This window comes from Nitrospira japonica (assembly GCF_900169565.1).
In the GTDB taxonomy this organism is placed as follows: Bacteria; Nitrospirota; Nitrospiria; order Nitrospirales; family Nitrospiraceae; genus Nitrospira_C; species Nitrospira_C japonica_A.
Map to the genome: position 1 here is coordinate 910,733 of NZ_LT828648.1, position 24,660 is coordinate 935,392.

Below are 24,660 nucleotides of genomic sequence, written 5' to 3' on the forward strand. Positions count from 1 at the left end.
TCACGGAGCGAACCACTACCATACGCCCCACGATGTACAGTCGAAGTCAGACCCTCCGGCAGCAGCTCTCTCTGTTGCTGACCGGAACATCCCGGACCGCTCGGCAGCTCGCCGCACTGGTGAGCATCAGCGAGCGACAGGTGGAGGAACACCTCGAGCACGTGGTCAGGTCTCTGGCGCGAGACTACTCCCGTCGCTTCATATTGCGGCCGTCCGCATGTCATGAGTGCGGGTTTGCCTTCCGCGACCGAACTCGCCTGACTCGCCCAAGCCGCTGTCCCCGCTGCCGGAGCGAGGCAATCTCCGCACCGGAGTATATGATCGAGACGCGCACCTGATCGGCGTGTACGGTAGGAGCGCCATGTATCCCCGTCCCTGTGGTCGCAGATCATGACCTCTCAGGCGTTTCGACTTCAATTCCGATGGGAAACGTTTAACCACGACCTGTTGGCCTCGGTCGTGGTCTTTCTCGTCGCCCTGCCGCTGTGCATGGGCATTGCCGTCGCGTCGGGCGCCCCGCCGGCAACCGGCATCATCACCGGTATCGTCGGAGGTTTGGTCGCGGGGGCGCTGGCCGGCTGTCCGCTCCAGGTGAGCGGGCCGGCGGCCGGCCTGACCGTCATTGTCTACGAGATCATTCATGAGCAAGGCATGGAACGGTTGGCCTTGATCATCGTGCTCGCCGGCATCATTCAAATGAATTGGGCTTGGCTCCAACTGGGACAATGGTTCCGCGCGGTGTCCCCGGCCGTCGTGCACGGCATGCTGGCCGGCATCGGTGTGCTGATTTGCGCGAGCCAGTTCCACATCATGATCGACGACCTCCCCAAGGGCTCGGGGTTGGAGAATCTGGCCACCCTGCCCTCCGCCATCTGGAAAGGACTGGTGCAGGACGACAGCGCACCGATGAATCACCATCTCGCGGCGCGGATCGGCGTCCTGACGATTGTGGGGATCGTCATGTGGAATCTGTATGCGCCGAGGACGCTCAAAGCCTTACCATCCGTCCTGATCGGCGTATCGCTCGCCACGGTGACGACGGCTCTGCTGGGTCTCGACATCGCCCACATCAAAGTCCGGGACAATCTCCTCACGATCATCAATCCTCCCACGCTCGATTCCATGCGCCACCTGCTGGACCCCGCGATTCTCGGCGAGGCCCTGGCCCTGGCGCTGATCGCAAGCGTCGAGACGCTCCTCTCAGCGACTGCCGTCGATCAGCTTCATCATGGTCCGCGCACCCGTTACAACAGAGAGCTCTTCGCGCAAGGCACCGGCAACCTCTTGTGCGGGTTCCTGGGCGTCCTGCCGATGACCGGCGTCATCGTCCGCAGCGCGGCGAATGTCGAAGCCGGCGCACGTTCACGCGCGTCCGCCATGATGCACGGAGGGTGGCTGCTGCTGTTCGTCTCGTTTCTTCCGTTCATCTTGCGCCTGATTCCGACCGCCAGCCTCGGCGCCGTGCTCGTATTCACGGGCTACAAGCTCATGAACGTCGAGGTCGTCCGGGAACTCCGACGGCACGGTTCGAGCGAGGTGCTGATCTACGCCGCCACGCTCGGGACGATCGTCGTCACCAATTTGCTGACCGGCGTGCTCGTCGGAGTGGGACTGGCTCTCGCCAAGCTGCTGTATACCACGCAGAATCTCGATGCCTCCCTCGAGCGCGATCCATCGACCGGGAGGCTGATGCTCAATCTGCAGGGCATCGCGACTTTCGTCAGCCTGCCCCGATTAGCGACGGCCTTGGAGGCGGTGCCGCCGTCCACCGATCTCGAGGTCCGGTTTTCCTCTCTCCGGCACATCGATCACGCCTGCTTGCAACTTCTCGAGTCCTGGGCGAAACTGCACACCGCATCCGGCGGCAGGGTTGATCTGGATTGGGACAAGCTCAACGGGTTGTCGTACCACGCGAGAAAAGACGTACGAGCGGCCACCGGGTGGCGGAAATGGATTTATTAAGGTGAGACGCACCATCGATTCGACTGGCGGGCTGGCGGCGGCCATGCTGCTGTTCGTGACGCTCTCGGCGGCCGGTTGTACCGGCGACAAGCCGAAGGAACTGCTGGAGACCGCCGAGTTCGAGGAACGGCAGATGAACCTACCCCACGCCAAGCAGCTCTATGAAGAGCTCGTCCGGCAATATCCGACCAGCCCCGAAGCGAACACCGCCCGCGCGCGTCTGGCGAAGCTCAACCGCGACTAGTCGGCCACGGCCGCGGAAACCACGGCACGAGCGCACTCGTCGTCTTCTGATAGATCCGATATTCGTCCCCCCGCCTCTCGAGGGCCTGTTGCTCGGCAGGCGGAATGCCCGTGAACTTCACCAGTGCCCAGCCCATTCCCAATGGCGCAAGCCAGGTCAGCAGCCACCCCGGCGATCCGATCGTCATGACGACGTAGGCCCACCAGTGCAGCCATTCGAAGAAATAATTCGGGTGCCGCGAATAGTACCAGAGCCCTTCGCGGCACACACGGCTTCTGTTTGCGGGTTTGGCGCGGAACGCCGCGAGTTGGCGATCGGCCACCGCCTCTCCTCCCACCGCCACGATCCAGACGATCGCCCCGACTACCTCGATCAACCCGAACGGCGGGCGCGGATTCTGAGTCAGGACCAGGAACGGCAGAGAGAACAGCGCGACCGCCGCGGCCTGGAGGTGGAAATAGCCGAACATCTTGAGGCGTTCTGCGCGCCCCCACTCGGCTCGAAGGCGGCGGTACCGGGCATCCTCGGCCTTGCCGATGAGACGGTCGAAGAGGAGATGGATTCCGAGACGTCCCGCATAGACCGAGACCATCACGACCGCAAGCATCTTCCGTTCGGCATCGCCCGATGCCTGCGCGGCATACCAGCAAACGGTCGCGATAAGCCCGGCGCACCAACCCACGTCGGCGAGCGAGGCGTTGCGATGCAGAAGTTGGAGCATCCAGAGGCCGGCCATCACTCCGGCCATGGTGAGATAGGCGGTGAACACCAACGTGTGCGGATCGGAAGCCATTTACGTCCCCGCCGAACTGATGAACCGGAATGGCTCGGTCATGACGCGGGATAGTCCCACGGATCTCCGTCCGATCCCCGCCGCTCCAGCCACTGTGCGAACCCGGGAAGCCGAAAGGACAGGAGCGTTTGAATCTTGTCGCAGCAAAGGGACAGATCCGCCGGCCGTGGCGCCCCGACATGATCGCGCCCTGAGCCTCGGATCAGCCGTCCCGATAGGACCGGATAGTAGGGAAGTAGCTTCTCGCCGATCTCCCATCGTGACAGACGATCCGAGCCGCCGAGGTGATAGAGACCGGGCCGCCCGGCTCCGAGCAGATCCCACACGGCCCGCGCAATGGCCCCCGCCGGCAGCGGACAGCGGAATTCGTCCGCATAGAGTCTCACATCCTTGCCCGCGCGGGCGGCTCGGCACATGTCTTCGACGAAGCTCCGATCCCCTGCCGCCGAGGTGCCGGCGGTCAGCACGATCCGGACGACCGAGTGTTTCGGATTGCCGAGCACGATCCGCTCCGCCTCGAGCTTCGTCCGGCCGTAGACATTGATCGGGACGGCCTCATCCGCCTCTTCGTACCACCCCCGTCGGCCGTCGAAGACCTCTCCGCTGGAAAGAAAGATGAAGGGAACGTCGCGCGATAGGGTCGAGAGGTGTGTCGTGACCAGCACGTTCGCCAGGCGAGCAGCTCCCGGGTCTTGCTCGCAGTCCTTGGTCCGGCTCAACGCGGCACAATGGATGACGGCATGAGGATTGAGCGTCTCCCACATCGTCTCCACTGCCGGAACCTGCGTGAGCTCGAGGTCGCGCCGCGTCAGGCCTCGGACCTCCCAGTCGGGCGCCCAGCGGGGAGCGGTGCGGACCAGATACTGGCCGATCAATCCACCGGCGCCGGTCACCACGACGACCGGTTTCACCGGCCCCCGCCGGTCAGCCGCCGGATGTCGGGCACGTTCATCTCTCGAATTGTTTCCGCCGGATGCTCCACGGACCAGACCAGCGCATTCAGCATGTCTTGAATGGTCAGCAAGCCCAGACGGCCGGCCGCCTCGCTGGTGGAAGGCCACTGTTCCGCGATCCGGTAGGCCGGCGCAAGGAGGATCGGCCACCAGTGGCCGGGGCCCAGCACGTACCAAGGACGCAGGATCGTCGCCGGCATCCCGCTGCCCACCAGCGCGGTTTCACACTCGGCCCGTACGGCGATGTAGTCCTTCATGATCGGGGCCGGATGAGCCACACTGATGTAAATGAAATGCGGTCGCCCGCTCTGCGTCGCGGCAGCGATCGACGCCAATCCCGAGACGCGGTCGACGTTCCGAAACTGCGCCCCTTTCCAGGGCGCCGGTTTGGGGGTTCCGACGAGTTGGAGGAAGGTGTCGCAGCCCCTGATTCCGTCCTGAAACGTGGCGCCGTCCAACGGATCGCCCCACAGGCACGTGCAACCCGCCGGCGGCCGGTGTCGCGAGGACGCCCTCAGAAGGGCGTGGACGCTGTGCCCCGCGTCCAGAAGAAGGGGAATCAGGCGACTCCCGAGATAGCCCGAGGCGCCCGTCATGAACACCCGCCGCTTTGAGAGCGCAGCGGTCACAGCCGTCCCTTATTGACGGGTCAATTTGCGATATCGAATCCGATGCGGCTGGTCCGCTTCCTTGCCGAGACGTTTCTTGCGGTCCGCTTCGTATTCGCTGTAGTTGCCTTCGAACCACACGACCTTGCTGTCGCCTTCGAACGCGAGAATATGCGTGGCGATGCGGTCGAGGAACCACCGGTCGTGGCTGCTGATGACGGCGCAGCCGGCAAAATTTTCCAACCCTTCCTCCAGGGCGCGCAACGTGTTCACATCGAGATCGTTGGTGGGCTCGTCGAGAATGATTAGATTCGCCCCTTCTTTCAGCATCCGGGCCAAATGGACGCGATTGCGTTCTCCACCGGACAAGTCTTTGACCTTCTTCTGCTGGTCCGTCCCGGCGAAATTGAAGCGCGCACAGTAGCCCCGCGCGTTGACTTCGATCTTGCCCAGCTTGATCGTGTCGTGGCCGTCGGAGATCACCTCGTAGACGGTCTTGCTGTTGTCGAGGCTGCGATCCTGATCCACGTACCCCAGCTTGACCGTCTCCCCGATCTTGATCGTACCGGCGTCCGGCTTCTCCTTGCCGATGATCATCTTGAACAGCGTCGTCTTGCCGGCGCCGTTCGGTCCGACCACCCCCACGATGCCGCCCTTCGGCAGGTTGAAGCTGATGTTCTCATAGAGGAGGCGGTCGCCGAAGGCCTTCGTCACGCTTTTCGCCTCTACCACGACGTCACCCAGTCTGGGGCCGGGCGGAATGAAGATTTCCAAATCTTCGGTGCGTTGCTCCTGCGCCTGATTGACCAGTTCTTCATACCGGTTGAGCCGCGCCTTGCCTTTCGACTGGCGGGCCTTCGGAGACATGCGGATCCACTCCAGCTCGTGCTCCAGCGTCTTCTTGCGTTTGGATTCCGCCTTCTCCTCCTGAGCCAGCCGTTCCTGCTTCTGTTCGAGCCACGAGGAATAGTTGCCTTGAAACGGAATGCCATGGCCGCGGTCGAGCTCCAGAATCCAACCGGCGGCATTGTCGAGAAAATAGCGGTCGTGCGTCACGGCGATCACGGTGCCCTTGTACTGCTGCAAGTGCTGCTCCAGCCATTGCACGGATTCCGCGTCGAGATGGTTCGTCGGCTCGTCCAACAACAGGATGTCCGGCTCCTGGATCATCAGCCGGCAGAGGGCGACCCGACGCTTCTCTCCGCCCGACAGCGTGGAAATCTTTTGATCCGACGGAGGACATCGGAGTGCATCCATCGCAATCTCGAGCTCGTTCTCCAATTCCCATCCGTTTGCCGCCTCGATCTGCTCCTGAAGCTGCGCCTGCTTGTCGAGGAGCTTCTCCATCTCGTCCGGCGACGCCTCGCCGATTTTGTTGCTGACGTCCTCATAGGCTTTCAAGAGCGCCACCAGCTCGTGCTTGCCTTCCTCGACCACCTCTTTGACCGTCTTGTCCTGATCCAGCCCGGGCTCCTGTTCGAGAAGTCCCACGCTGTAGCCTTTCGACCTGGTGATCTCGCCCGTGTAATTCTCATCCACGCCCGCAATGATCTTCAGCAGCGAACTCTTGCCCGACCCGTTGAGCCCGAGCACGCCGATCTTCGCCCCGTAGTAAAAGCCGAGATAAATCTCCCGCAGGACCTGCTTCTTGGGCGGGTACACCTTGCCCACGTTGACGAGAGAAAAGATGACCTGTTTATCGTTGGTCGCCATAGGCTCCTTTGCCGGTTGATCAAAAGGGTTCTACCTTAGCAGACCGACCGACGGAAGCTCAATTCACGCCGATCGTGCGAGCGTTTAGATGCCCAGCTCTTCGGACAGCCGCACTTCGGATTCGTCGAGGATGTCTTCCAGGCAGGTGAAACAGGGGAAGGGAAACCGATCGACAGGGAGCGCGCACACTTCCCCGACGGCCGTATTGGTTTCGAGCGCCGGGCCTCCGCATTCTCTATGGATGAGCGTCAACATGGCGGCACCTCACGGTTATTCGACGAGCAGCCGGCGCAAGAGCTCGATATGCTCCGGACCGCTCAATCGGTGGTCTCCGGAAACAAATTGAAGCTCGACAGGAAACGACGGCACCCGCATGCGAAGTTGTTCAACGAACCGCCGGCTGCCCTCCGGCGCGATCGCCGTATCCTCCAATCCGTGCATGATGCTCGTCCTCACCGGTCTGAGCCGGTCGAAATTCGTGTTCCACAAGGCCTCGCTCTCCTCCACCCACTTCCAGGAGAGTGGCCAGTCTTTGTGCAGAGGGTCGTCATCCCACGGCATCGAGCCCAGCCTGATCCAATCGCGTCGACGTTGATCGGGGATGTCCCTTGCGCGGATGCCCATCATGTTGAAGGCCGGCGCGATAAGAATCAGCCGATCGATACGGTCGAACTCCCGGGCCATCAACCAGGCGATCCAGCCGCCCAACGAATTGCCGACGATCGTGACGGGCGGCCCCTGCTTGAGCATGGACAGCACGACGCGGGCATCGTCCAACCAATCCGAGAGACTGTAGTCCGTAAACGTCCCTTCCGACTCTCCGAATCCTCGCACGTCATAGCAACAGAATCCCCAGCCCCGTTCCATGCACCACTGGGCCAAGGCTTTGCTCTTGCCGCCCCAACGTCTGGAAAGAAATCCCGTAATGAAGAGGACTTGGCGTTCGGCGCCTTCCGCGACATCCCCGCGGATCGATCTGCCGTCGGCGCCCTTCACGTCGAATTCTCGCATGGTCTTCATGGCCGATTCAGCAGGTTCGTCAGGAAGGCGCTCAATTGACGCATGACCGGCTCGGGAATTTCGTGTCCCCCTCGGAAACTGTGCCAGGCGACCGCAAGCCCCGCCTGCGTCAGCGCGTCCCGCAGCCGTTCGGCCATCCCGTAGGGAAGGATCGGATCCTGCGTGCCGTGGCTCTGAAATACGGGAAATCCGGACCGCTTCGCAACGGAGGGCCGCCATTCCTGGCGCGCGAGCAAGGTTCCGGATAATTGCACGAGTCCGGCAAACGGATGCGCCGTCCGCATGGCCAGGTCGCACGTCAACATGGCGCCCTGGGAAAATCCGCCGATCACGGTCTTCTTGTAATCGACCGGCAGCACGCGGGGCAATTCGACCAGCAGTTGTTCCAGCGCCGCTCGCGCCTGTGGCAGCCCCCTGGGCACCTCCGTCGAGAGGTCCCGGACACGGCCCGCCGCGCGGTCCGCCTCCAGCCGCGCCATGTCGATCAACCACCAGGCCCGGGAGTCTCCGTACCCGAAGCTCAACGAGAGCGGGCCTTCGGGAAAGATGAATCGCGTCCCCGGCGGCACCGCCAAGGCGTCGCCGATCGGGACCAGGTCGTTTCCCGGCGCGCCGAAACCGTGCAAGAGGATCACGGCAGGTCCCGAGCCTCCACCCCGTCCGTCCGTTCCACCCGTCAGTCTGATCCTGAGTCCGCCCGCGCGTTCTTCGCGCATAAATTCCCGCTATCTCATATACAGATATTGAAGCAGCGCGATGATTCCGTAGAGCGACGACTCGATGACCGGCTGCTGATACAACGGCACGAAGGCCCCCTGCTCGTTGGCTTCCACCTCGCCGATGATGTGCTGGATCTGCCTCGTCCGGACATCGTGGTCCTTTCCGACTCCGAGCGTCTGTACCATCTGCCGGCTCAACCCGGCCAACATGGCCGCTTTCGCGCTGTTGGCCGCCTGATAGAGCAAATAGGCGCCCATCAGCGCGAGCAGGATGTTCACTGACCACATGAGCAGCAACAATTTGGGATAGTTCCAGACGTCGAAGTAGTCGTTGCGGGCGGCGATCATGATGAGCAGCGCAATGAAGGGATACCGGATGATGCGGTTCACGGCCTCCGTCCTCAGGCCGATCAGGTCGATCACCGCCAGATACTTCAGCTTCTGAAACTCGGTCTTGTGCGTCTCGCCGAGACCGTAGTCTCGGAGGTACTCGTCCTGCACCTGATCGGACCACCCGCCGGTCGAGGTCGTGACCCAGCCGATCCAGCGTCGGCACAGCATCACTGCGTCGAAGACGGCCAGATTCAGGAGGACGACGATGGCGGCCGTTGCCAGCGTCATGAACGAATCCACGGCGCAACTCAGCGTTCCCCGGCAGGGATGGATCATTTCTTCGTCGAGCACCCATCGTTTCAACGACCACATGACGCCCAGATACAGCAGGAACAGGAGAACCGTCCGCGCGACGCGCTGGGCCGGCCTGCCGGCTTCGCGATACCAGGACCAGGTTTGATCCATCGTGGTCGGAATCCTGGTTGCAGACGGATGATAGACACGCTGGAGGTTCGCCCAAAACGAGGCGGCCCCGAACGCTTGCGGCCGTGAGTCGGCCTTGAATCGAAATCGCCGGTCGAGCCGGTCGCTGTTGTGCGTGAGGTCCCGCGCACCCTTGGCCAGGAACACGACGCTCATGACGACTACGACGAGCCGCAGCAGCTCGCTCGGCCAGATGCTCACCCCGTCCGTCCAGGAAAACGGCTCTCCTTCGTCGTGCCCGGCCAGGAGAGCGGGCGCGCCCCCCAATGCCAGGAACGCCGAGAAGGACGCCAGGACCAGCAGGGCCAGTGCGCCGACCTGTTTGGGTTTTTCGGACGCCCAGTTCCAGAGTCGCTGGTTGCTCCAGACCACGATGGTCATGATCAGAAGGCCCACGATCCCCGATACCGCCACCGCCGTGTCGTTAAACCCCGTCCCCTGCTTGAGCTGACCGTGGTCGTCCCGGTACGCGAGATCACCCCGCAGCGGATGGATGGTCCGAACGCCTTCTTTTTCCACGACGCTCAAATCGACGGCACCGTTTCGCCCCACCTCGAAAAGCCTGGGATGCACGCCCGGATCGTACACACGATCGTCCGGCGTCAACGAGACATGGTAGGAGGAGGTACAGTGGCCGGGCTGCGGCTGTCCCCCGGGCAGGCACACGATGTGTCCCACCGCCTGCAGGGCGGCAAAATACGTGGCGGCCTGGTAGCTGCTGCGAAACGGGGGCACATCGCGCTGCAGCCCTCCTTCCAATTGCAGCCCGAACCGCGAGGCTACGACCAGATTGCGGGTCGACCGGTATTCGCTGGGATGCAGGTGACGCCCGTCCAGATCGACGGTGAAGAAAATGGCATGAGGGAACGACGGTCGGAGCGCTTTGATGATCAGCAGGGCGTCGTAGGGATCCGTGCCAAGGATGCCGATGGCCCTCGCCCCTTCTCCTTCTTCATAGATCCTCGCGGTCAACGCCCGCACGTAGTCGAGCTGACTCGTTCCTTCCGGCCGATCGGCGGCCGGATCCTTCGATTGATCGGCGCTCGCCCTCGCGGCCCGGGCGCGGGCCCCGTCGTCGCCCGGCACTTCCCCGTCCAAGCCGCTGAGATAGCTGTAACGAAAGACGTTGAGCCGGAGGTCTTCATAGTCGGCCGGACGCTGGACCTGGAGGTCGACCGCGCGCGGGACCGTGGGACAACGCTCTTTGATTTCGGTAGGGACGAGGATCCGTTTGAGCTCCTGCTCGGGGAGCGCGGCAACCCTGACGCAGGCGGCGGCGCGGAATTCGATGGGCAAAGCCCGGCCGTAGAAAGAATCCCACTCTCCGATGAGGATGACGGCATCCCAGCCCAACCTCACCTGCCGCCGCTCTAATTCCGCGACCAGCGCTTCGAAGAGCACATCGTCGGATCCGATTTCATAGACCAACCGGATACGGGCGTCCTTCAGCCGACGATGGAATTCATGCTCGCAATCTTCGTACGTCCTGCAGGCCGCTCCCCGCCCGGATTCCGCCTTGAGTCCGTACGCCAGAAGTCCCTTCATCGCGCTGGCCCATGGCGAATAGAGTTCGACGGTGCCGTCGGCGTTCGGCCAGAATCCGATCCCGTCTCGGGACTGCCCGGCCAATTGGCCGGCCTCGTCCAAAATGGACCGGAAACCGGACGAGCTGCGCGGGCCCATGATCTTGACGGTCACGGCTCGTTGCAGCGCGGAGCGAATCCGCACCAGTTTGGGAGATTGTTGGGTGAGCAGGCACTCGCCTTGCGCGGAGTCTTCGCAGACCAGCGCCTGCGAGAAGGACGTCAAGGTCGCGAGAAATCCCCGCCTCAACGCCTCGTCGGCAAACCAGACCACGAGTACGCTGTCCGCGCGCGCATCCTCCGCCCCGCACAGCCGCGTCCTCCTGAGCCGGTACCATTCATAGGGAAGCCCCGGTATCGCGCCGCGAGGCTCCCATTCGACGAAGGAGAGGTACCCTTCCCCCTCCGGAGCGTAGCAACCCACACCGAGCGCCGTGCCGATGGCATACCGGTCGCGGATGCGGGATTCGACGTTGTCGACGTAGGGTCCGCCGCTGGTCGTAACCAGCAGCACTGTCACGCGCTGGCCGCTCTCCACCCGTTCCGTGATGGTCTTTCGCAGCGGCATGAGCCGGTGCGCCAGAGACGCGTCCGCGCCGGACGACGGTTTGGACCCGGACTGGCGGATCGCCCGCTCCACCGCGGCGATGGGATCCTCCCATAGGCGCGCCCGGACGACCTGCTCGGTTGAGCCGGGCCGCAGCTCGAGCGTGGATCCGACCGGTCGCGAGCTGCGTAACGGTTCCTTGACCAGGAGGACGCCGCCGATGGCGAGCGCGAGCGTCAATGCACCCGCTACTGCAAGCTTCGAATCACTGCGCGTCTTGGCCACCGGTCCTCCCCCCTGGCGTGAGAAGGCCACTCTACAACATTCTACGAGGGGACCTGCAAGGCGGGAACGTATCTCGGACTGCGCGCTCGAGCCTTCACGGGCCGGTCACGACGAACAACTCACCGCCAGATGTTTGCCCCAGTTGGGAGGCGCAGCGGCATAGGGTTCCATCCCGGGTCGCTCGCGGTAGGGATCGCGCAACAGATCGAACAGCCGCTCGATCTCGGAAAAATCCTTCCGCTGCGCCTTCTCGATGGCCGTCTGGGCGAGATAGTTTCGCAGCACGTAGCAGGGATTGACCCGGTCCATCCGCTCGCGCCGGTCGTCATCGGCGTCGCCTTCGTCCCGCAGCCGCTCCCGGTACCGCACCGCCCAGGCCGCGAAGCGATCGCGGTCCAGAAAATACTCGCGCAGAGACTCGTTCGTCGCGCCCGGTGCGCTGTCGAACCGGCCGAGCTCTCGGAACAGACGCGTATAGTCCGCGTGGCTCTCCTGCAGCATGGCGAGGAGTCCGCCGATCAATTCGTCGTCGCCGCTCCGTTCTTCCCGCAGTCCCAACTTCAGGCGCATGCGTCTCCGGAACTCCGACTCCACGATCGGGGTATAGCGGTCCAGCGCCTCTTTCAAGGCTTCCTTGGGCGCCAGAGGCAGCAGCGTCTGAGCCAGACAACTCAGGTTCCAAAGTCCGATGTACGGCTGCTGGTTGAAGGCATAGCGTCCGTTGTGATCGGAGTGATTGCAGACGAACGCCGCGTCGTAATCATCCATGAACCCGAACGGTCCGTAGTCGAGGGTGAGTCCGAGGATCGACATGTTGTCCGTGTTCATGACGCCATGGGCCCAGCCGACGGTCTGCCATTGCGCGATGAGCGCGGCCGTCCGCTCGACCACCTCCAAGAACAGGCGCGCCACGGCATCCGCCGTTCCTCGCAGATGCGGGTAATGGCGGTCGACGACGTAGTCGGCCAGGACCCGCAGCCGATCGTACTGCTTCCGATAGTAGAAGACTTCGAACGTGCCGAAACGGACATGGGACGGGGCCATCCTCAGCAGCATGGCGCCGGTTTCGACATCCTCCCGGTACACCTTGTCGTCACTGCCGACCAGGCACAGGGCCCGCGTCGTCGGGATGCCCAAGCCGTGCATGGCCTCGCTGCACAAATATTCGCGTATCGTCGACCGCAAGACCGCCCGTCCGTCACCGTCCCGTGAAAACGGTGTCATCCCCGCTCCCTTGAGATGCAGTTCCCATGTCCCGCCTCGCTCGTTGACTGCCTCTCCCAACAGGATGGCCCTCCCATCACCCAGTTGCGGCACATAGACGCCGAACTGGTGGCCGGCATAGAGCATGGCCAACGGATCCATGCCCGGTGCCAACAGACTCCCGCCAAACGTTCCGGCAAATTCCGGACGGGCAAACTGCTCGGGGTCCAGGTCGATGAGCGCCGCGGCGGCGGGATTCCCGTGGATCAGTCGGGGCGGAGCATTGAACGGCGTCGGGTTCAGCTTCGCGAAGAAGGCGTCGGGAAGGCGTGCGTAGCTGTTGTCGAAACGGAGTGTCTCAAGAGTACGATCGGCCATGGTGCAGCATGCCAGGACGAACGATCGTCTTTCAACCGGGATTCGGCGTCGCGAGCCTATTCGGGCTCTTCCGACGGGATGTCTGTTTGTTCAAGCCCCGGCAGAGATGTTGAAAAAGTCCTCCGGCTGCGTTCTCGCGTCGACGGCTGCTAGCGCGGGCCGATCTGAATGTCCCGGTCGGCGGTGAAGACGAAGACGCGTTCCCCCAGCGGTACGTCGATGTCCGTAAAGAGGCCGATGATTTTCGCCCCCGTGATGTCGCTGACCTGTTCGCAGAGTTTGTCGCGGCCTTGGGCGATCAATGTCTGACGGATCCGCTTCACCATGTCCACTCCTTCGGGCGTCTTGGCCAGTTGGCGCTCGGCGGGTGTCAGCACGCCTTTCAACCGCACCACCACCAGATCGCGAACGATGAATGCCCGCACGTCGTCGGGACCGCGCCCCATGAATTCCTGTTCGAACTTGATGATGGCGTTTCGTAGAGCGTTTTCCATGATGTGATGTTCGACAACGGCGCGCCGCGTGCCTCCGGATTATAGAATCGCCCGGCGGCTCGAACAAGCAGCCGGGCGTGCATGGGATTCATAGGTCTTTCGGACCATCGGATGGCTGTTGAGTGGACTCATGCCGCGATTCCTGCTTGACGCTGGTCCGAACACCGTATTAATGATGGGCGACGATCGGTCGACCGACAGTGTTGCTCGTCCCGGATGTGGCGTCGCAGGCGAGCAGGATGTCACGGTCGGCCGTCAGGGCCGTAGGGTGGCCGGCAGTTCGTCGAACGGCCGGTCGCAGTGCAAGCCAACGCGGGGCTCGATCAACGCGTCGAGAGACCCGGTTGGCTTTTTGTCTTTTTGCGGGTGTGAAATGTGGACGTTTGCCGTGCTGCTCGTGCCGTTGCTTCCGCTGCTCACCACGCTCATCGTGCTGGCCGGCGACGAGGCTGCGGTGCGGACCAGACTGACCGTGGCCGCATGGCCGATCGGCGTCGCCTGCGCGGGCGCCCTGGCGACCCTCTACCTCGTCGCCACGCAAGGGCCGATCACGATCCGCCTGTATGATCCCGCCGGCGCCTTCCCCCTGCCGCTCGGTTTCTACGTGGACCGTCTCAGCGCGGTCATGATGGTGCTGATTTCCGCCATCGGGACGATCATCTATACCTACTCCATCCAGTATATGAGTCAGGAGCCGCACGAACGCCGGTATTTCGCGCTGCTCGGCGTCGCCGTGTGTGTGTTGCTCTGCATGGTGTCCAGCAGCAACCTCCTCATGCTGTTCGTCTTCTGGCAGCTGCTTTCATATCTGCTCTATCTTCTCATTCACAACCATACGCACACCGCGACACTGGAAAGCGCCTTCCGGACCTTCGCCTTGCTGCGGACCGGAGACGTCGCCTTTCTCGCGGGCACGGCCCTGGCCTATGGGCTCTACGGTACGCTGGAGTTCCCCGAATTGTTTGCCGCCGCCGTGCAGTCGGAAGCCGTCATCGAGCTGTTCTCCGGTGTGGAGTGCAGCGGCGCCACGGCGGTCACGCTGCTCCTGCTGATCGGAGCCATGAGCAAGTCGGCGCAGTTTCCCTTTCACATCTGGCTTCCTCGGTATCTGTACGCGCCGACCCCCGTGACCGCGCTGTTGCACGCCGGCATCATCAACGCCGGCGGCTTCCTGATCAATCGGCTCGCGCCGCTGTTCGGGCTCAGCTCCACGACCCTGCACATCGCCTTTCTCATCGGTACCCTGACCGCCGTCCTCGGCGCCTCCATGATGCTGGCCCAGAACGACATCAAGAACATGCTGGGGTTTTCGACGATCGGGCAGATGGGCTACATGATCATGGAATGCGGCCTCGGCGCCTTCTCGCTGGCGGTGTTCCATCTGATCGCCCACGGCCTCTTCAAGGCCACCGTGTTCCTGAATTGCGGCAACGTCATCGGCAAGGCCCGGCTGGAGCCGCATGTCCCCCACGTCGAACAGCGGACGGATGAGGAAAGCTACTCGCGCCTGACTTGGGCGACCGGATTCGTCACGACGTTGCTGATTCCGTTGCTGATTCTGCTGCTGACGCACGGCGTGCTGCGCATCCCCCTGCTCGAAGCGCAAGGCACCGTAATCTTCCTGTTTTTCATTTGGATCACGTCCTCGCAGGCCATCTTGACCCTCACACGCCTGCGGGCCGTCGCGTCATGGAAAGTGTCCGCCGCGATGCTGCTGACCCTCTTGTTCGTCGTGTTCGTCTACCTGTTCGCCGTCGAGTCGTTCACGGCGTTCCTGTATCCCAATCCGGACGAAGTCGCCTCCTACTTCAAGGCGGCGGAGTTGCCGAGCCGTCTCTTCGACATCATGATCGGCGTGGCGACACTCATGACCGGTCTCGGTTGGTGCTATCTCTATCTCAGGGCTCACGGCCGATCCCTTCCGATGCCCTCCTGGGTCTACGGCATCCGTCTCCGGCTCTATGTCCTCTTCCTGAATCGGCTCCACATCGACGAAGGCGTCCAGCGTCTCAGCCAAGCACAGGTCGCCGCGGTCCGGCGATTCGAAGAGCTCGCGCAGGGCCGGACGTCCTGATCGCGCTTGACGACGGTCCGACGGTCGTATTAATGGTTAGCCCCTGATGAGGGAGTCGTGACGCTCATCCTGTTGGTACCGCTTCTCCTGCTCGCAGCCGCCTGCCTGGTGGTCTGCGGACCGGCCGGCTCCGAGCATGCTCGGGCCAAGGCAGCCGCCTATCCCATCGGAGCCGCATTCCTCGGCTCCGTTGCGACGTTGTATCTCGTGACGACCGCCGGGCCGGTCTCGATCCGGTTCTATGACTTGTCCTCGATCGCGTCGTTCGCGATTCCCATCGGATTCTACGTCGACCGCCTGAGCGCGGTGATGATGACGCTGATTACCGGCGTCAGCGTCATCATTTACACCTATTCGACGGTGTACATGTCGCAGGATCGGCACGCGCGCCGGTATCTGGCCATGATCTGCCTTACCGATTTCGTGCTGATCTGCATGGTGTCCAGCGCCAATCTCATGATGTTGTTTCTCTTTTGGCAGGTGCTCAGCTACCTGCTCTACGTCCTCGCCCACAATCACGCTCATGCGGGAACCCTGGCGGGGGCCTTCAAGACCTTTACCCTCCTGCGTGTGGCCGATACGGCGTTTCTCGCCGGTATTGCGCTCGCCCATCAGTTGTACGGCACACTCGAATTTCAGGAACTGTTCGCGCGAGCCGCCGATACGCCGGTCATGTTGTCCTTGTGGCCCGGTCTCGAGATGCGCGGGGCCACGGCCGTCACGCTGCTGCTCTTCGTCGGGGCGATGGGCAAATCGGCCCAGTTTCCGATCCATCTGTGGCTGCCCGGCTCGCTCTTCGCGCCGACGCCCGTGCACGCGCTGCTGCACGCCGGCATCATCAACGCCGGCGGCTTCCTGATCAACCGGCTCGCGCCGCTGTTCGGGCTCAGTTCCACGACCCTGCACGTCGCCTTTCTCATCGGTACCCTGACCGCCGTCCTCGGCGCCTCCATGATGCTGGCCCAGAACGACATCAAAAAGACGCTCGGATTCTCCACGATCGGGCAGATGGGCTACATGATCATGGAATGCGGCCTCGGCGCCTTCTCGCTGGCGGTGTTCCATCTGATCGCCCACGGCCTCTTCAAGGCCACCGTGTTCCTGAATTGCGGCAACGTCATTCACAAGGCCCGGCTGGAGCCCCATTTCCCGCATGTCGATCATCAGGACGAGGAACCAGGCCTGTCCCGTCTCACGTGGTTCACCGGCTTCGTGACCACCCTGTTCATCCCGCTTCTCATTCTCCTGGTTACGCACGGCATCCTGCGCATCCCGTTGCTGGCATCCCAGGGAGCGGTAATTTTTCTGTTCTTCATCTGGATCACCTCGTCGCAGGCGATTCTGACGTTGACGCGGCTGCGCCAGGTGGCATCCTGGAAGGTCTCGGCCGCGATGCTGCTGACCCTCTTGTTCATCGTGTTCGTCTATCTGTTCGCCGTCGAGTCGTTCACGGAATTTCTGTACCCGAATCCGGAGGAAGTCGCCGCGTACTTCCGGGCCGCCGATCTTCCGGACTGGCTGTTCGACCTCATCATCGTCACCGCCACGATTCTGACCGTCGCCAGCTGGGCCTATCTCTATATGAGCGCCCATGGGATGACGCTGCGGATGCCGGCCTGGGTCGAGAACACGCGGGTACGCCTGTATCTGCCGTTCATGAACCGGCTCTATGCCGACGAATGCTATGCACTGGTCGGACAGACCATCATGCGTCTGGTCCATCAGGTCGATAAACGGGAACGAGGGTGGTCGCGGTGACGGGCGGCATGATGATACCGTCGCTCCTGGCCGGGATACCGTTGCTGGGCGCGCTTGCCAGCCTGCCCTTCCGCTCGGACCCCGAACAGCTGAAACGGTCCTGCGTCACCTGGGCCGTGCTCAGCCTCGCGTCCATCGCGGGATGCGCCAACAGAATCGAGGTGCCGACCGAAGGCCTGCTCCCGCTCTATCTTCTGCCGTTGGCCGCCACGATCTCGATTTTGGGGCAGCCGGTTCACGAGCAGCATCGGCTCTCGTGGTTGTCCACGTTGGTATTTCTTGGGATCGGCTTGTCGGTCCTGAGCGGGCCGCCCCTGATTGCCCCGTTGACCGTGGCGCTCCTCTCGGCGTTGATCGCGGGCTTGCTCTATCAACACCACAGCGCCCTCTGGCCCAGATCCTGGTGGGGCATCGGCGCCTACGGTTTCGGCGCCTTGTGCGCCGCCCTGTCGGCCGCCGTCGGTGATCCTCTGTCCTCGCTTGCGTCCTTGCTGGCCTGCGGGGTTTTGCTTCCGCTCCTGCCGTTTCACGACGGCTACCTGACGGCGCTGACGCGGCTGCCCGGCAGCCTGCCCTCGTTCATCGTCGTCCTCCTTCCCCTTGTCGGTCTTCATTTGTTGGCGGCTGCCATGCCCACGGTTTCGGACAGCGTGGCCTGGACGGTCGGCTTCTTCGCCCTGGCGGGAGCCTCTTACGGCGCATTCAAAGCCCTGGCTCAATCGCGGGTCCGTCTCCTGTTGGCGTACGGCAGCCTTTCCTTCTTTTCCATCTTCTGGTGGTTCGCCGCCGCCTCGCGAACGGCCACGCCACGGGCCGCCCTCCTGGTCGGGACGGTAGGCCTCGCCACAAGCGGCCTCATGGTCGCCTGGCAAGTGGTCCGAACCAGATACGGCGACGACGTGGATCCTCAGGCGATCAGCGGCCTGGCGACGGGCATGCCGCAGTATGCCGTACTCCTCTCCCTGCTGGCGCTGGCGGCAATGGGCCTGCCACCCTTCGGCGTCTTTGCCGGATTCATGGGACTGTTGCTGGGCTCGCCCTTTCCGTCTTTGGCCGGCCTGTTCGTCACGCTCCTGGCATGGCTCGCCGCATCTTGGTACATCATGCAGATGGTGCAGCGGTTGCTCTTCGGGATCCGACGGCCGGAACTCCGATACACCGATCTGCTCCAAGCCGAGCTGGCTTCACTATTGATCGTCGTACTGGTTCTGCTCGCATTGGGACTGGTGCCGTCGACCCTGTTTGCCTCCGAACCAGCCGCACTCGGGATCCCCATTCTCGGAGAATCATTCACGTGGAACCGGTAGACCAGGCCCCCGACATCGAAGCGAGACGGATGGAGTTGCGCGGGGTCGTTCGTCTCGCCGGGGAGGTCATCGCGCAATATTGGCCGATGCGGACGTTCGTCCATCACAATCCGCTCCATAGCCTCGAATATCTTCCTTTCGAGGAGACAGTCCGCCGCGGCAAGCAATTCATGGGCGGGAGCGGCTATCTTTCCGGCGAGTTGTATCGCCAATACGTCCGGTCCGGTCGGATCAGGGTCGAACACCTGGATGACGTCATCCGCCCGCTGACGCAGAACGCCCGCGTCGCGGTCGGCCCTCGCACCGTCTCGCACGGCGAGGTACTGCGCGCCTGTCTGACCGGCGGACTGGGATCGCCCTCCGTCGAACCGCTCGACAGCCAGTTGCCCGATCCCTCGCATGCGTTGATCGATCGGCTCGCGGCCCGACTCGAGTCGGTGCTGACGTATCCGGACCTGCTGACACGCATACGTACGATCGCGGAAGCGGATGAAGCCTCCCTGGGACGATGGCTCACCCTGTCGCACTGGTGCGACGACACGCTGGGCACGCAGATCGTCCGCCAGATCAACGAGCAACTCATCAAATGGTGCGAGGCGTTCCTCGACGAAGGACACGCCACCTGGGCCATGCCCGAACGCGAGAAGGGCCTCTACCAGGCCTGGAAGACGATCGCGGCGCACGAATGGTCGCCCTGCGGGATTGCCGACAGCGGGCGAAAAATCGCCGCTCTTCCCGACTATCCCGAGGACGCGCTCTTGGAGAGCCTCGATCGGCTCGGCATTCCATCCGAGCTCCGCCAGGATTATCTCTCGCTCCAGTTGACCGCCCTCCCCGGTTGGGCCGGTTTCATCAAGTGGCGGGGCGAAGAACGTGACTATCCCTGGCAACAGGCCTATCCGGCCGGGCTCGTGAAGTTTCTGGCCATCCGCCTCTGGTACGCGCGCGAGCTCGTTCAGAAAGCCTGCCGGACCGAGCTAGGTATCGACGGCCGCTATGCGGCCGTGACCGACTACATGCGCAGCCATCCGAATGAGTATTACCTGCGCAAGCAGCGGGTCGCGGGACGTCTGCCCGCCTTGTACGCGGAAGAAGTCGATCGTCTGGCCCATCAGAGAGGCCGCGGGTGGCAGGCGGTGCTCGATCGCTATCAGATCGAGGTGGTTCCCCGACAGGCGGCGGCCGCTCGTCGAGGTGCGGCCAGAACGCTGCTGGCGCTGGCACGGTCACTGGAGCTCGACCCGGAGCACCTTGCCGCAACCGACTCAGACGCGCTGAAGCAACTGGTCGACTGGATCGAGGCGTTCCCCGAGCCCACCCACGGCCCGGTCTGGCTCAAGGCGCTCGAAGCGAGCTATCAGCACTCCCTCCTGGGGCAGCTCCGGTCCCGAACGACGGGAACCGACTCCGCGGCTCAAATCCGTCCCTACTCGCAGTCGGTCTACTGCATCGACGTGCGATCGGAACCGTTCCGCCGGCATTTGGAATCGACCGGCGCCCATGACACCTACGGTTTCGCCGGATTTTTTGCCGCGTTCATCCGGTTTCGGGCTTGGGATAAGGAACACGACACGGAACAATTCCCGGTCATCATGCGCGCCAAAAACGAGGTTCGGGAGATTCCCCGCAGCTACCTCGACCACAAGGTTTCCACCCATGAGGCCCGTACGAAATGGGTTCATGCCGGCCATACGCTGCTTCACGATCTGAAAGAAAACGTCGTCACGCCCTACGTCATGGTTGAATCGTTGGGATGGGTCTATGCGATTCCCATTTTCGGCAAGACCCTCTGGCCGTCGCTGTACCGGCGATGGACGTCCTGGTTGCGCCGGTTGTTCGTCCCCTCTATCGCCACGACGCTCACCGTCGGCAAGATGGCTCCCGACGAAACCGCCGAGATGGTGGCGGCGCAGCAGCAGGCCAGGATCAGAGCCGCGCTCGAAGAACACACGGGGCTGCGCAAGTCCCGCATCACGCCAGTGCTCGTCGAGGGGTTGCGGCAACGGTCGTTGAGCGGCACCGGGGAAACCGATCAGATGCTCTTGGACGCGGCCGCGCAGGCGGGCCTTACGGCTGAGACGGTCGACCGGCTCGTCGGACTCCTCCAGCGGCAGTACGGCATCAGCGCGCGCGCCGCGTCCCATCAACGGGAGCGGATCACGCGCACGGGCTTCACGCTGGACGAGCAAGTCCTGACGGTCGATACGGCATTACGCATGATGGGCTTGACGAAAAACTTCGCAAGACTGGTGCTGTTCTGCGCGCACGGCAGCACGTCCGAGAACAATCCCTATGAATCCGCGCTCGACTGCGGGGCCTGCGGCGGCAACGAGGGCAAGCCCAATGCGCGGGTCCTGGCCATGATGGCGAACAATCGCACCGTCCGGGAACGCCTCGCCAAGAACGGCCTCGACATTCCGGCCGATACCCATTTCCTGGCTGGACAGATGGATACGACGACGGACCAGGTGACGCTGTTCGACCTCGAAGACGTGCCGCCAACCCACCGCGCCGATCTGGCCCGGCTCCAGGAAGATCTTCAGGAAGCGGCCGAATTGACGAGTCAGGAACGCTGCGCGCGCTTTCCGGATCTGGAGCCGCCGCTCGTCGGCCAGCAAGCGGTCGCGCACGTGCAACAGCGCAGTGCGGATTGGAGTCAGGTGCGGCCCGAATGGGGACTCTCAGGCAACACGGCCATCATTTTCGGACGCCGGGAGCTGACCAAGGGTCTCGACCTCGACGGCCGGGTCTTCCTGCACTCCTACGACTACCGGGAAGACCCGTCCAATCGGTTGTTGGAGGTGCTGCTGACTGCGCCTCAAGTGGTGGCCCAGTGGATCAATATGGAACACTATTTTTCCATCACCGACAACGAGGTCTACGGGAGCGGGAGCAAGATTTACCACAACGTCGTCGGCCGGCTCGGGATTATGTCGGGCCCCTGGAGCGATCTTCGCCTGGGGCTCGCGCGGCAGACCGTCATGAACGGTGAGCGACCGTATCACGAACCGATGCGGCTCCTGACGATCATCGAGGCTCCGCGCGAGCGCATCGACAAACTGATCGGGCGACACGAGGTGTTGCAGCACTTTTATCACAATGAGTGGGTCCATCTCGTCGCGCTCGATCCCCAGGACGCGGTATGGTATCGGTATCGCCCCACCGGGGGATGGCAACGAATCGAGTAGGAGTACGGCACGTGTGCCGGAGAGATTCGCGCAGAGCACGCTGTCCGAGAAATGACCGGCATCGGCGGCACCGTCCGAGCGCGAACATTGGGAACATCGAGCAATCAACAGCCGGGAAAGGAGACCTTAGATGGGCGAGCTAGTCCTGCATCCGATGAAGGAAATTCGTGTGATCGTCGCCGGGGAGCACCGGGCGTTCGTGACGGAGCTGCTCGATCGCGTCAATGCGAGCGGCTATACCATCATCGGTAACGTGTCGGGTAAGGGCCACCACGGGGTGCGCGAAGCGCATTTCATGTTCAGCGAGCAGGAAAGTCTGGAGATGATCATGACCGTGGTGCCCGAGGACAAGGTCGAGCCGATTCTGGCCGGCCTCAGGCCGTTGTTCGAACGGCATTCCGGCGTCATGTTCGTGGCCGACGTGGCGGTGAGCCGTCAGGAGTATTTCGGCAAGAAAAGCAAAGGGGTCTGACCGGTCATCGTCTCCGCGTTCGGCCTTGTCTTTCTCGTGACGGATTGTCTAGAATGGCAATCCGTCCACGGTCAGGAGCCTAGCGTGAAGGGTTTGCGGTTCGAACGAATCGGGCAGGGGCGCTACTACAATGTGGTCTTCCACTTGGGAAGCACGTATGTCCCGGTCAGCGATGAGACCGTCGACGAGCTCAAAGCCCAGAGCCTGCTCCCGGCGGAGCGGTTTCTCGACCTGCTGCTCGACCGTGTCGGGTATTCCTCCTACCTGAAAGATCAGATTCGATCAGAACTGCGAAGCTCCGGAGATCCGGTGACGCAGATCACGGTGCTGCAGGGCGCCATCCGCGAACTGTAAAGCCCGCTGAAACTGTCCTCTAGCTGCGTTCTCAGTCGTTTGTCCACCTCGACGTACCGCGAATAGTACGCCTCGGCGCTCAAACTCATTGCGGCCTTGCTAGAAAAACAGTTTGAGCGGGCTCAGAGTCGACCACCGCCAATCCTCTGCGTCGCTGCGGCCTCGCCGGCGACGCTTTTGAACCCCCCGCAAAATCTCAAGTCTCTGCCCTTAGGAGTTAAGCGGACTGAACATTGCTTCTTTTGACATTTCGATTGGTCTCGTGTGCCGCGTTCCGAAAGTGGGGAGAACGATCAGATCACTTCTTCTTCATCCCTAAGACGCGAAGGATGATGGTGAGATCGCAACAGCCGGAAATGCTTTTAGGACGTGCCGGTCGGCTGTGACTAGGGGCACTCGCAAGTCTTGAGCGAGAGCGACGAACTCACAATCATACGCCGAGCATCCGGACTGCTCCGCCAGTGTCAGCACATTGCGAGAGATCACGCTGTACTCGTGTCCGTCCAACCACCGTTCGACTTCGTCGACCATAGAAATCGCCTCGTTGAGTGCTAGCACGTCGTTTCTCACGAGACCGATTAACACATTGCGGAATTCGGACCGCCACAGCAATGGGGCTGCCCATATGGCATCACGACGCAGTACGGCTTCGCTTTCCTCTGTTCGCTGACCCTGGACATAGAGGTAGATCAACAGATTCGTATCGGCCACGATCATGACCGGCCGGCCACCTTGAGTTCGTCAAGGATGCGATCGGTCAGTTTCATCCCTTTCGGAGTTCGGCGAAGGGCCCGGGCTCGCGCCAATAATGCATCGGCATCGATAGGGATACTGTGGGTCATCTGTTCGAGATAGGAGATGACCTGAAAATTCAGACTCCGGCGATGAGCAGCAGCCTGTTGCTTGAGGCGTTTCACCAATGGCTCCGGAATATTCTTGATGGTCAAGGTTGCCACGCGTTCCTCCGAATGGTTCCATAATGATTCCGTTATGGATACTACCGTGGTTGACGGACCTCGTCAAGCAATGCGAGCGCTTCACTCTCGTGGTCGCTTTAGGTGCGTGCTTGAGAGGAGGAGAATTCGTTAGAAGATCCGGGAGTGCAATCCCTCGCCACAGTCAATGAGAGCCGCGCTAGTCCCCGACCCGCCCTTCCTGAAACAGTTGGTTCATGATGGTGTTTTTCATGTCGGGATCCTTATAGTATTTGAGGGCCTTGGCGTAATTGTCCATCGCGCTTTCCGGTTTGCGCCGCTGAGCATAATACTCGGCAATCCCGTGGTAGGCGCGGGCGTCCTGCTCGTTGGTTTTGAGACCCCGATTGAAGGCTTCATAGGCGTCCTGCAAGTGGCCCTTTCGCAGGGCGATCCAGCCGAGCGCCGTATGCGCCGGTCCGAAATCGGGATTGGACCGGAGCGCCTCGCTGTATTCCTTCTTCGCCAGATCCATCCGGCTGCGCGTTTCATACAGGCTGCCCAGCGCGAAGCGCACTTCGGCATCGTGCGGATTCAACCTGAGGGCCTCTTTATACGCCTGCACGGCCGCTTCCTGTTTACCCTGTTCCGCCAAGGCACAGGCCAGGTTCGCATGGGCCACGCTGTCGTCAGGGTTGAGTTTGATCACTTCCCTGTACTGGGGAATCGCCATTTCCAGCCGGCCTTGTTCTTGATAGGCCACACCCAAGTTGGTCCGGGCCGGCGCAAAGCCGGGATCGAGCCGGACGGCCTCGCGATATTCTTTGATCGCCATGTCCGGACGATCGGCTCGCTCATGGATCTGCGCCTGAAAGTAGTGCGGATAGGCGGACGCCGGTGCGAGCTTGGCGGCTTCCTTGTAACTCTGCTGGGATTGTTCCGATTGGCCCGACTGCGCCAGGAACAGACCCATGATGAGATGGGCGGAGGTCTGATCGCCGTGCGTCTCGACCAGATCCTCTGTCCATTCCTTGATCTGTGCGATGTCCTCCGCCTCTTGGAGACACTCGGCGTGGCTGGCCCAGGCCTCGGCGAATCGCCCCTTGAGGAGATGGGTGACGTTCAGTACGAAATGCGGACGGGGGTCCCGTTCCTCGGCGACCGAGGGATGTCGAACCCAATCCATTGCCGCCTGGGCGGCGCGCTCCCAATCTCCTTCCAGGAGAGAGGTTTCGCATGTGGTTCGATGGTCGCTCATGGCGAGAAGGATGGGCC

General features: G+C 62.4%; 22 protein-coding genes. 9 read left to right on the forward strand and 13 right to left on the reverse strand.

What is annotated here, in order from left to right; translation table 11 throughout:
• The first annotated feature begins 32 nt into the window (after positions 1-32).
• Genes NSJP_RS20250 through NSJP_RS04480 form a run of 3 tightly spaced genes read left to right on the forward strand, consistent with a single transcriptional unit; the run spans position 33 to position 2,206 of the window.
• The gene (locus NSJP_RS20250; RefSeq protein WP_456237785.1) at positions 33-338 is read left to right on the forward strand and encodes a transcriptional regulator; all 306 of its coding nucleotides are present in this window, start codon (positions 33-35) and stop codon (positions 336-338) included.
• A gap of 52 nt (positions 339-390) precedes the next feature.
• Positions 391-1,962 carry a SulP family inorganic anion transporter gene (locus tag NSJP_RS04475; RefSeq protein ID WP_080885732.1) on the forward strand — a complete coding sequence of 524 codons (1,572 nt, stop codon included), beginning with the start codon at positions 391-393 and terminating at the stop codon, positions 1,960-1,962.
• Position 1,963: 1 nt separating this feature from the next.
• On the forward strand, positions 1,964-2,206 hold the full coding sequence (locus tag NSJP_RS04480; RefSeq protein WP_197685477.1) for a tetratricopeptide repeat protein: 243 nt from the start codon (positions 1,964-1,966) through the stop codon (positions 2,204-2,206).
• Here NSJP_RS04480 and NSJP_RS04485 read toward each other — a convergent pair.
• The 10 genes from NSJP_RS04485 to NSJP_RS04525 all read right to left on the reverse strand — a co-directional run bounded on the left by NSJP_RS04485 (position 2,193) and on the right by NSJP_RS04525 (position 13,318).
• The gene (locus NSJP_RS04485) at positions 2,193-2,999 is read right to left on the reverse strand and encodes a DUF1295 domain-containing protein (protein ID WP_080885733.1); all 807 of its coding nucleotides are present in this window, start codon (positions 2,997-2,999) and stop codon (positions 2,193-2,195) included. The two genes, NSJP_RS04480 and NSJP_RS04485, sit on opposite strands and share 14 nt — an antisense overlap.
• Before the next feature lie 38 nt (positions 3,000-3,037).
• A complete protein-coding gene (locus NSJP_RS04490) occupies positions 3,038-3,910 on the reverse strand; it encodes an SDR family oxidoreductase (RefSeq protein WP_080885734.1) in 873 nt (290 codons plus the stop codon).
• Positions 3,907-4,581 carry an SDR family oxidoreductase gene (locus NSJP_RS04495; protein ID WP_080885735.1) on the reverse strand — a complete coding sequence of 225 codons (675 nt, stop codon included), beginning with the start codon at positions 4,579-4,581 and terminating at the stop codon, positions 3,907-3,909. Before NSJP_RS04495 ends, NSJP_RS04490 begins: the two co-directional genes overlap by 4 nt.
• Before the next feature lie 9 nt (positions 4,582-4,590).
• Positions 4,591-6,273, reverse strand: a complete 1,683-nt coding sequence (gene ettA, locus NSJP_RS04500; protein WP_080885736.1) for an energy-dependent translational throttle protein EttA — start codon at positions 6,271-6,273, stop codon at positions 4,591-4,593.
• Positions 6,274-6,357: 84 nt separating this feature from the next.
• On the reverse strand, positions 6,358-6,528 hold the full coding sequence (locus tag NSJP_RS19145; protein ID WP_155969879.1) for a hypothetical protein: 171 nt from the start codon (positions 6,526-6,528) through the stop codon (positions 6,358-6,360).
• A gap of 15 nt (positions 6,529-6,543) precedes the next feature.
• Positions 6,544-7,293, reverse strand: coding sequence for an alpha/beta hydrolase (locus tag NSJP_RS04505; RefSeq protein ID WP_080885737.1), 750 nt, complete (start codon positions 7,291-7,293; stop codon positions 6,544-6,546).
• Positions 7,290-8,009, reverse strand: coding sequence for an alpha/beta hydrolase (locus tag NSJP_RS04510; RefSeq protein WP_080885738.1), 720 nt, complete (start codon positions 8,007-8,009; stop codon positions 7,290-7,292). Before NSJP_RS04510 ends, NSJP_RS04505 begins: the two co-directional genes overlap by 4 nt.
• Before the next feature lie 9 nt (positions 8,010-8,018).
• Positions 8,019-11,243 (reverse strand): hypothetical protein, encoded by a 3,225-nt coding sequence (locus tag NSJP_RS04515; protein ID WP_080885739.1) that lies wholly within the window; start codon positions 11,241-11,243, stop codon positions 8,019-8,021.
• 105 nt (positions 11,244-11,348) lie between these two features.
• Positions 11,349-12,824: a protein adenylyltransferase SelO gene (locus NSJP_RS04520; RefSeq protein ID WP_080885740.1), complete on the reverse strand. Its 1,476-nt coding sequence runs from the start codon at positions 12,822-12,824 to the stop codon at positions 11,349-11,351.
• 149 nt (positions 12,825-12,973) lie between these two features.
• Positions 12,974-13,318, reverse strand: coding sequence for a DUF2294 domain-containing protein (locus tag NSJP_RS04525; protein ID WP_080885741.1), 345 nt, complete (start codon positions 13,316-13,318; stop codon positions 12,974-12,976).
• Positions 13,319-13,691: 373 nt separating this feature from the next.
• On the opposite strand from NSJP_RS04525, the gene NSJP_RS04530 reads away from it, so the two are divergent.
• The 6 genes from NSJP_RS04530 (at position 13,692) to NSJP_RS04555 (ending at position 22,471) form a co-directional block, all read left to right on the forward strand.
• Positions 13,692-15,392: an NADH-quinone oxidoreductase subunit 5 family protein gene (locus tag NSJP_RS04530; RefSeq protein ID WP_080885742.1), complete on the forward strand. Its 1,701-nt coding sequence runs from the start codon at positions 13,692-13,694 to the stop codon at positions 15,390-15,392.
• A 57-nt stretch (positions 15,393-15,449) separates the two neighbouring features.
• Positions 15,450-17,150 (forward strand): NADH-quinone oxidoreductase subunit 5 family protein, encoded by a 1,701-nt coding sequence (locus NSJP_RS04535; RefSeq protein ID WP_080885743.1) that lies wholly within the window; start codon positions 15,450-15,452, stop codon positions 17,148-17,150.
• Positions 17,151-17,158: 8 nt separating this feature from the next.
• The gene (locus tag NSJP_RS04540; protein WP_080888506.1) at positions 17,159-18,457 is read left to right on the forward strand and encodes a proton-conducting transporter transmembrane domain-containing protein; all 1,299 of its coding nucleotides are present in this window, start codon (positions 17,159-17,161) and stop codon (positions 18,455-18,457) included.
• Entirely contained in the window at positions 18,445-21,645 is a 3,201-nt protein-coding gene (locus NSJP_RS04545; RefSeq protein WP_172834161.1) for a DUF2309 domain-containing protein, read from the forward strand. Before NSJP_RS04540 ends, NSJP_RS04545 begins: the two co-directional genes overlap by 13 nt.
• A gap of 130 nt (positions 21,646-21,775) precedes the next feature.
• On the forward strand, positions 21,776-22,117 hold the full coding sequence (locus NSJP_RS04550; RefSeq protein ID WP_080885745.1) for a P-II family nitrogen regulator: 342 nt from the start codon (positions 21,776-21,778) through the stop codon (positions 22,115-22,117).
• A gap of 84 nt (positions 22,118-22,201) precedes the next feature.
• Positions 22,202-22,471 carry a hypothetical protein gene (locus tag NSJP_RS04555; RefSeq protein ID WP_080885746.1) on the forward strand — a complete coding sequence of 90 codons (270 nt, stop codon included), beginning with the start codon at positions 22,202-22,204 and terminating at the stop codon, positions 22,469-22,471.
• A 315-nt stretch (positions 22,472-22,786) separates the two neighbouring features.
• Here the strand turns inward: NSJP_RS04555 and NSJP_RS04560 are convergent, their stop codons facing one another.
• The 3 genes from NSJP_RS04560 to NSJP_RS04570 all read right to left on the reverse strand — a co-directional run bounded on the left by NSJP_RS04560 (position 22,787) and on the right by NSJP_RS04570 (position 24,643).
• Positions 22,787-23,188, reverse strand: a complete 402-nt coding sequence (locus NSJP_RS04560) for a type II toxin-antitoxin system VapC family toxin (protein WP_080885747.1) — start codon at positions 23,186-23,188, stop codon at positions 22,787-22,789.
• Positions 23,185-23,427, reverse strand: coding sequence for a FitA-like ribbon-helix-helix domain-containing protein (locus NSJP_RS04565; protein ID WP_080885748.1), 243 nt, complete (start codon positions 23,425-23,427; stop codon positions 23,185-23,187). Before NSJP_RS04565 ends, NSJP_RS04560 begins: the two co-directional genes overlap by 4 nt.
• Positions 23,428-23,605: 178 nt before the next feature.
• Positions 23,606-24,643: a tetratricopeptide repeat protein gene (locus tag NSJP_RS04570; protein WP_080885749.1), complete on the reverse strand. Its 1,038-nt coding sequence runs from the start codon at positions 24,641-24,643 to the stop codon at positions 23,606-23,608.
• Positions 24,644-24,660: the final 17 nt, after the last annotated feature.

Excerpts from the sequence above, each read along its gene's own strand:
- NSJP_RS20250 (WP_456237785.1), top strand. The coding sequence starts at position 33 with ATGTACAGTCGAAGTCAGACCCTCCGGCAGCAGCTCTCTCTGTTGCTG.
- NSJP_RS04475 (WP_080885732.1), top strand. The coding sequence starts at position 391 with ATGACCTCTCAGGCGTTTCGACTTCAATTCCGATGGGAAACGTTTAAC.
- NSJP_RS04485 (WP_080885733.1), bottom strand. The coding sequence starts at position 2,999 with ATGGCTTCCGATCCGCACACGTTGGTGTTCACCGCCTATCTCACCATG.
- ettA (WP_080885736.1), bottom strand. The coding sequence starts at position 6,273 with ATGGCGACCAACGATAAACAGGTCATCTTTTCTCTCGTCAACGTGGGC.
- NSJP_RS19145 (WP_155969879.1), bottom strand. The coding sequence starts at position 6,528 with ATGTTGACGCTCATCCATAGAGAATGCGGAGGCCCGGCGCTCGAAACC.
- NSJP_RS04505 (WP_080885737.1), bottom strand. The coding sequence starts at position 7,293 with ATGAAGACCATGCGAGAATTCGACGTGAAGGGCGCCGACGGCAGATCG.
- NSJP_RS04510 (WP_080885738.1), bottom strand. The coding sequence starts at position 8,009 with ATGCGCGAAGAACGCGCGGGCGGACTCAGGATCAGACTGACGGGTGGA.
- NSJP_RS04520 (WP_080885740.1), bottom strand. The coding sequence starts at position 12,824 with ATGGCCGATCGTACTCTTGAGACACTCCGTTTCGACAACAGCTACGCA.
- NSJP_RS04525 (WP_080885741.1), bottom strand. The coding sequence starts at position 13,318 with ATGGAAAACGCTCTACGAAACGCCATCATCAAGTTCGAACAGGAATTC.
- NSJP_RS04530 (WP_080885742.1), top strand. The coding sequence starts at position 13,692 with ATGTGGACGTTTGCCGTGCTGCTCGTGCCGTTGCTTCCGCTGCTCACC.
- NSJP_RS04540 (WP_080888506.1), top strand. The coding sequence starts at position 17,159 with ATGATGATACCGTCGCTCCTGGCCGGGATACCGTTGCTGGGCGCGCTT.
- NSJP_RS04550 (WP_080885745.1), top strand. The coding sequence starts at position 21,776 with ATGGGCGAGCTAGTCCTGCATCCGATGAAGGAAATTCGTGTGATCGTC.
- NSJP_RS04560 (WP_080885747.1), bottom strand. The coding sequence starts at position 23,188 with ATGATCGTGGCCGATACGAATCTGTTGATCTACCTCTATGTCCAGGGT.
- NSJP_RS04570 (WP_080885749.1), bottom strand. The coding sequence starts at position 24,643 with ATGAGCGACCATCGAACCACATGCGAAACCTCTCTCCTGGAAGGAGAT.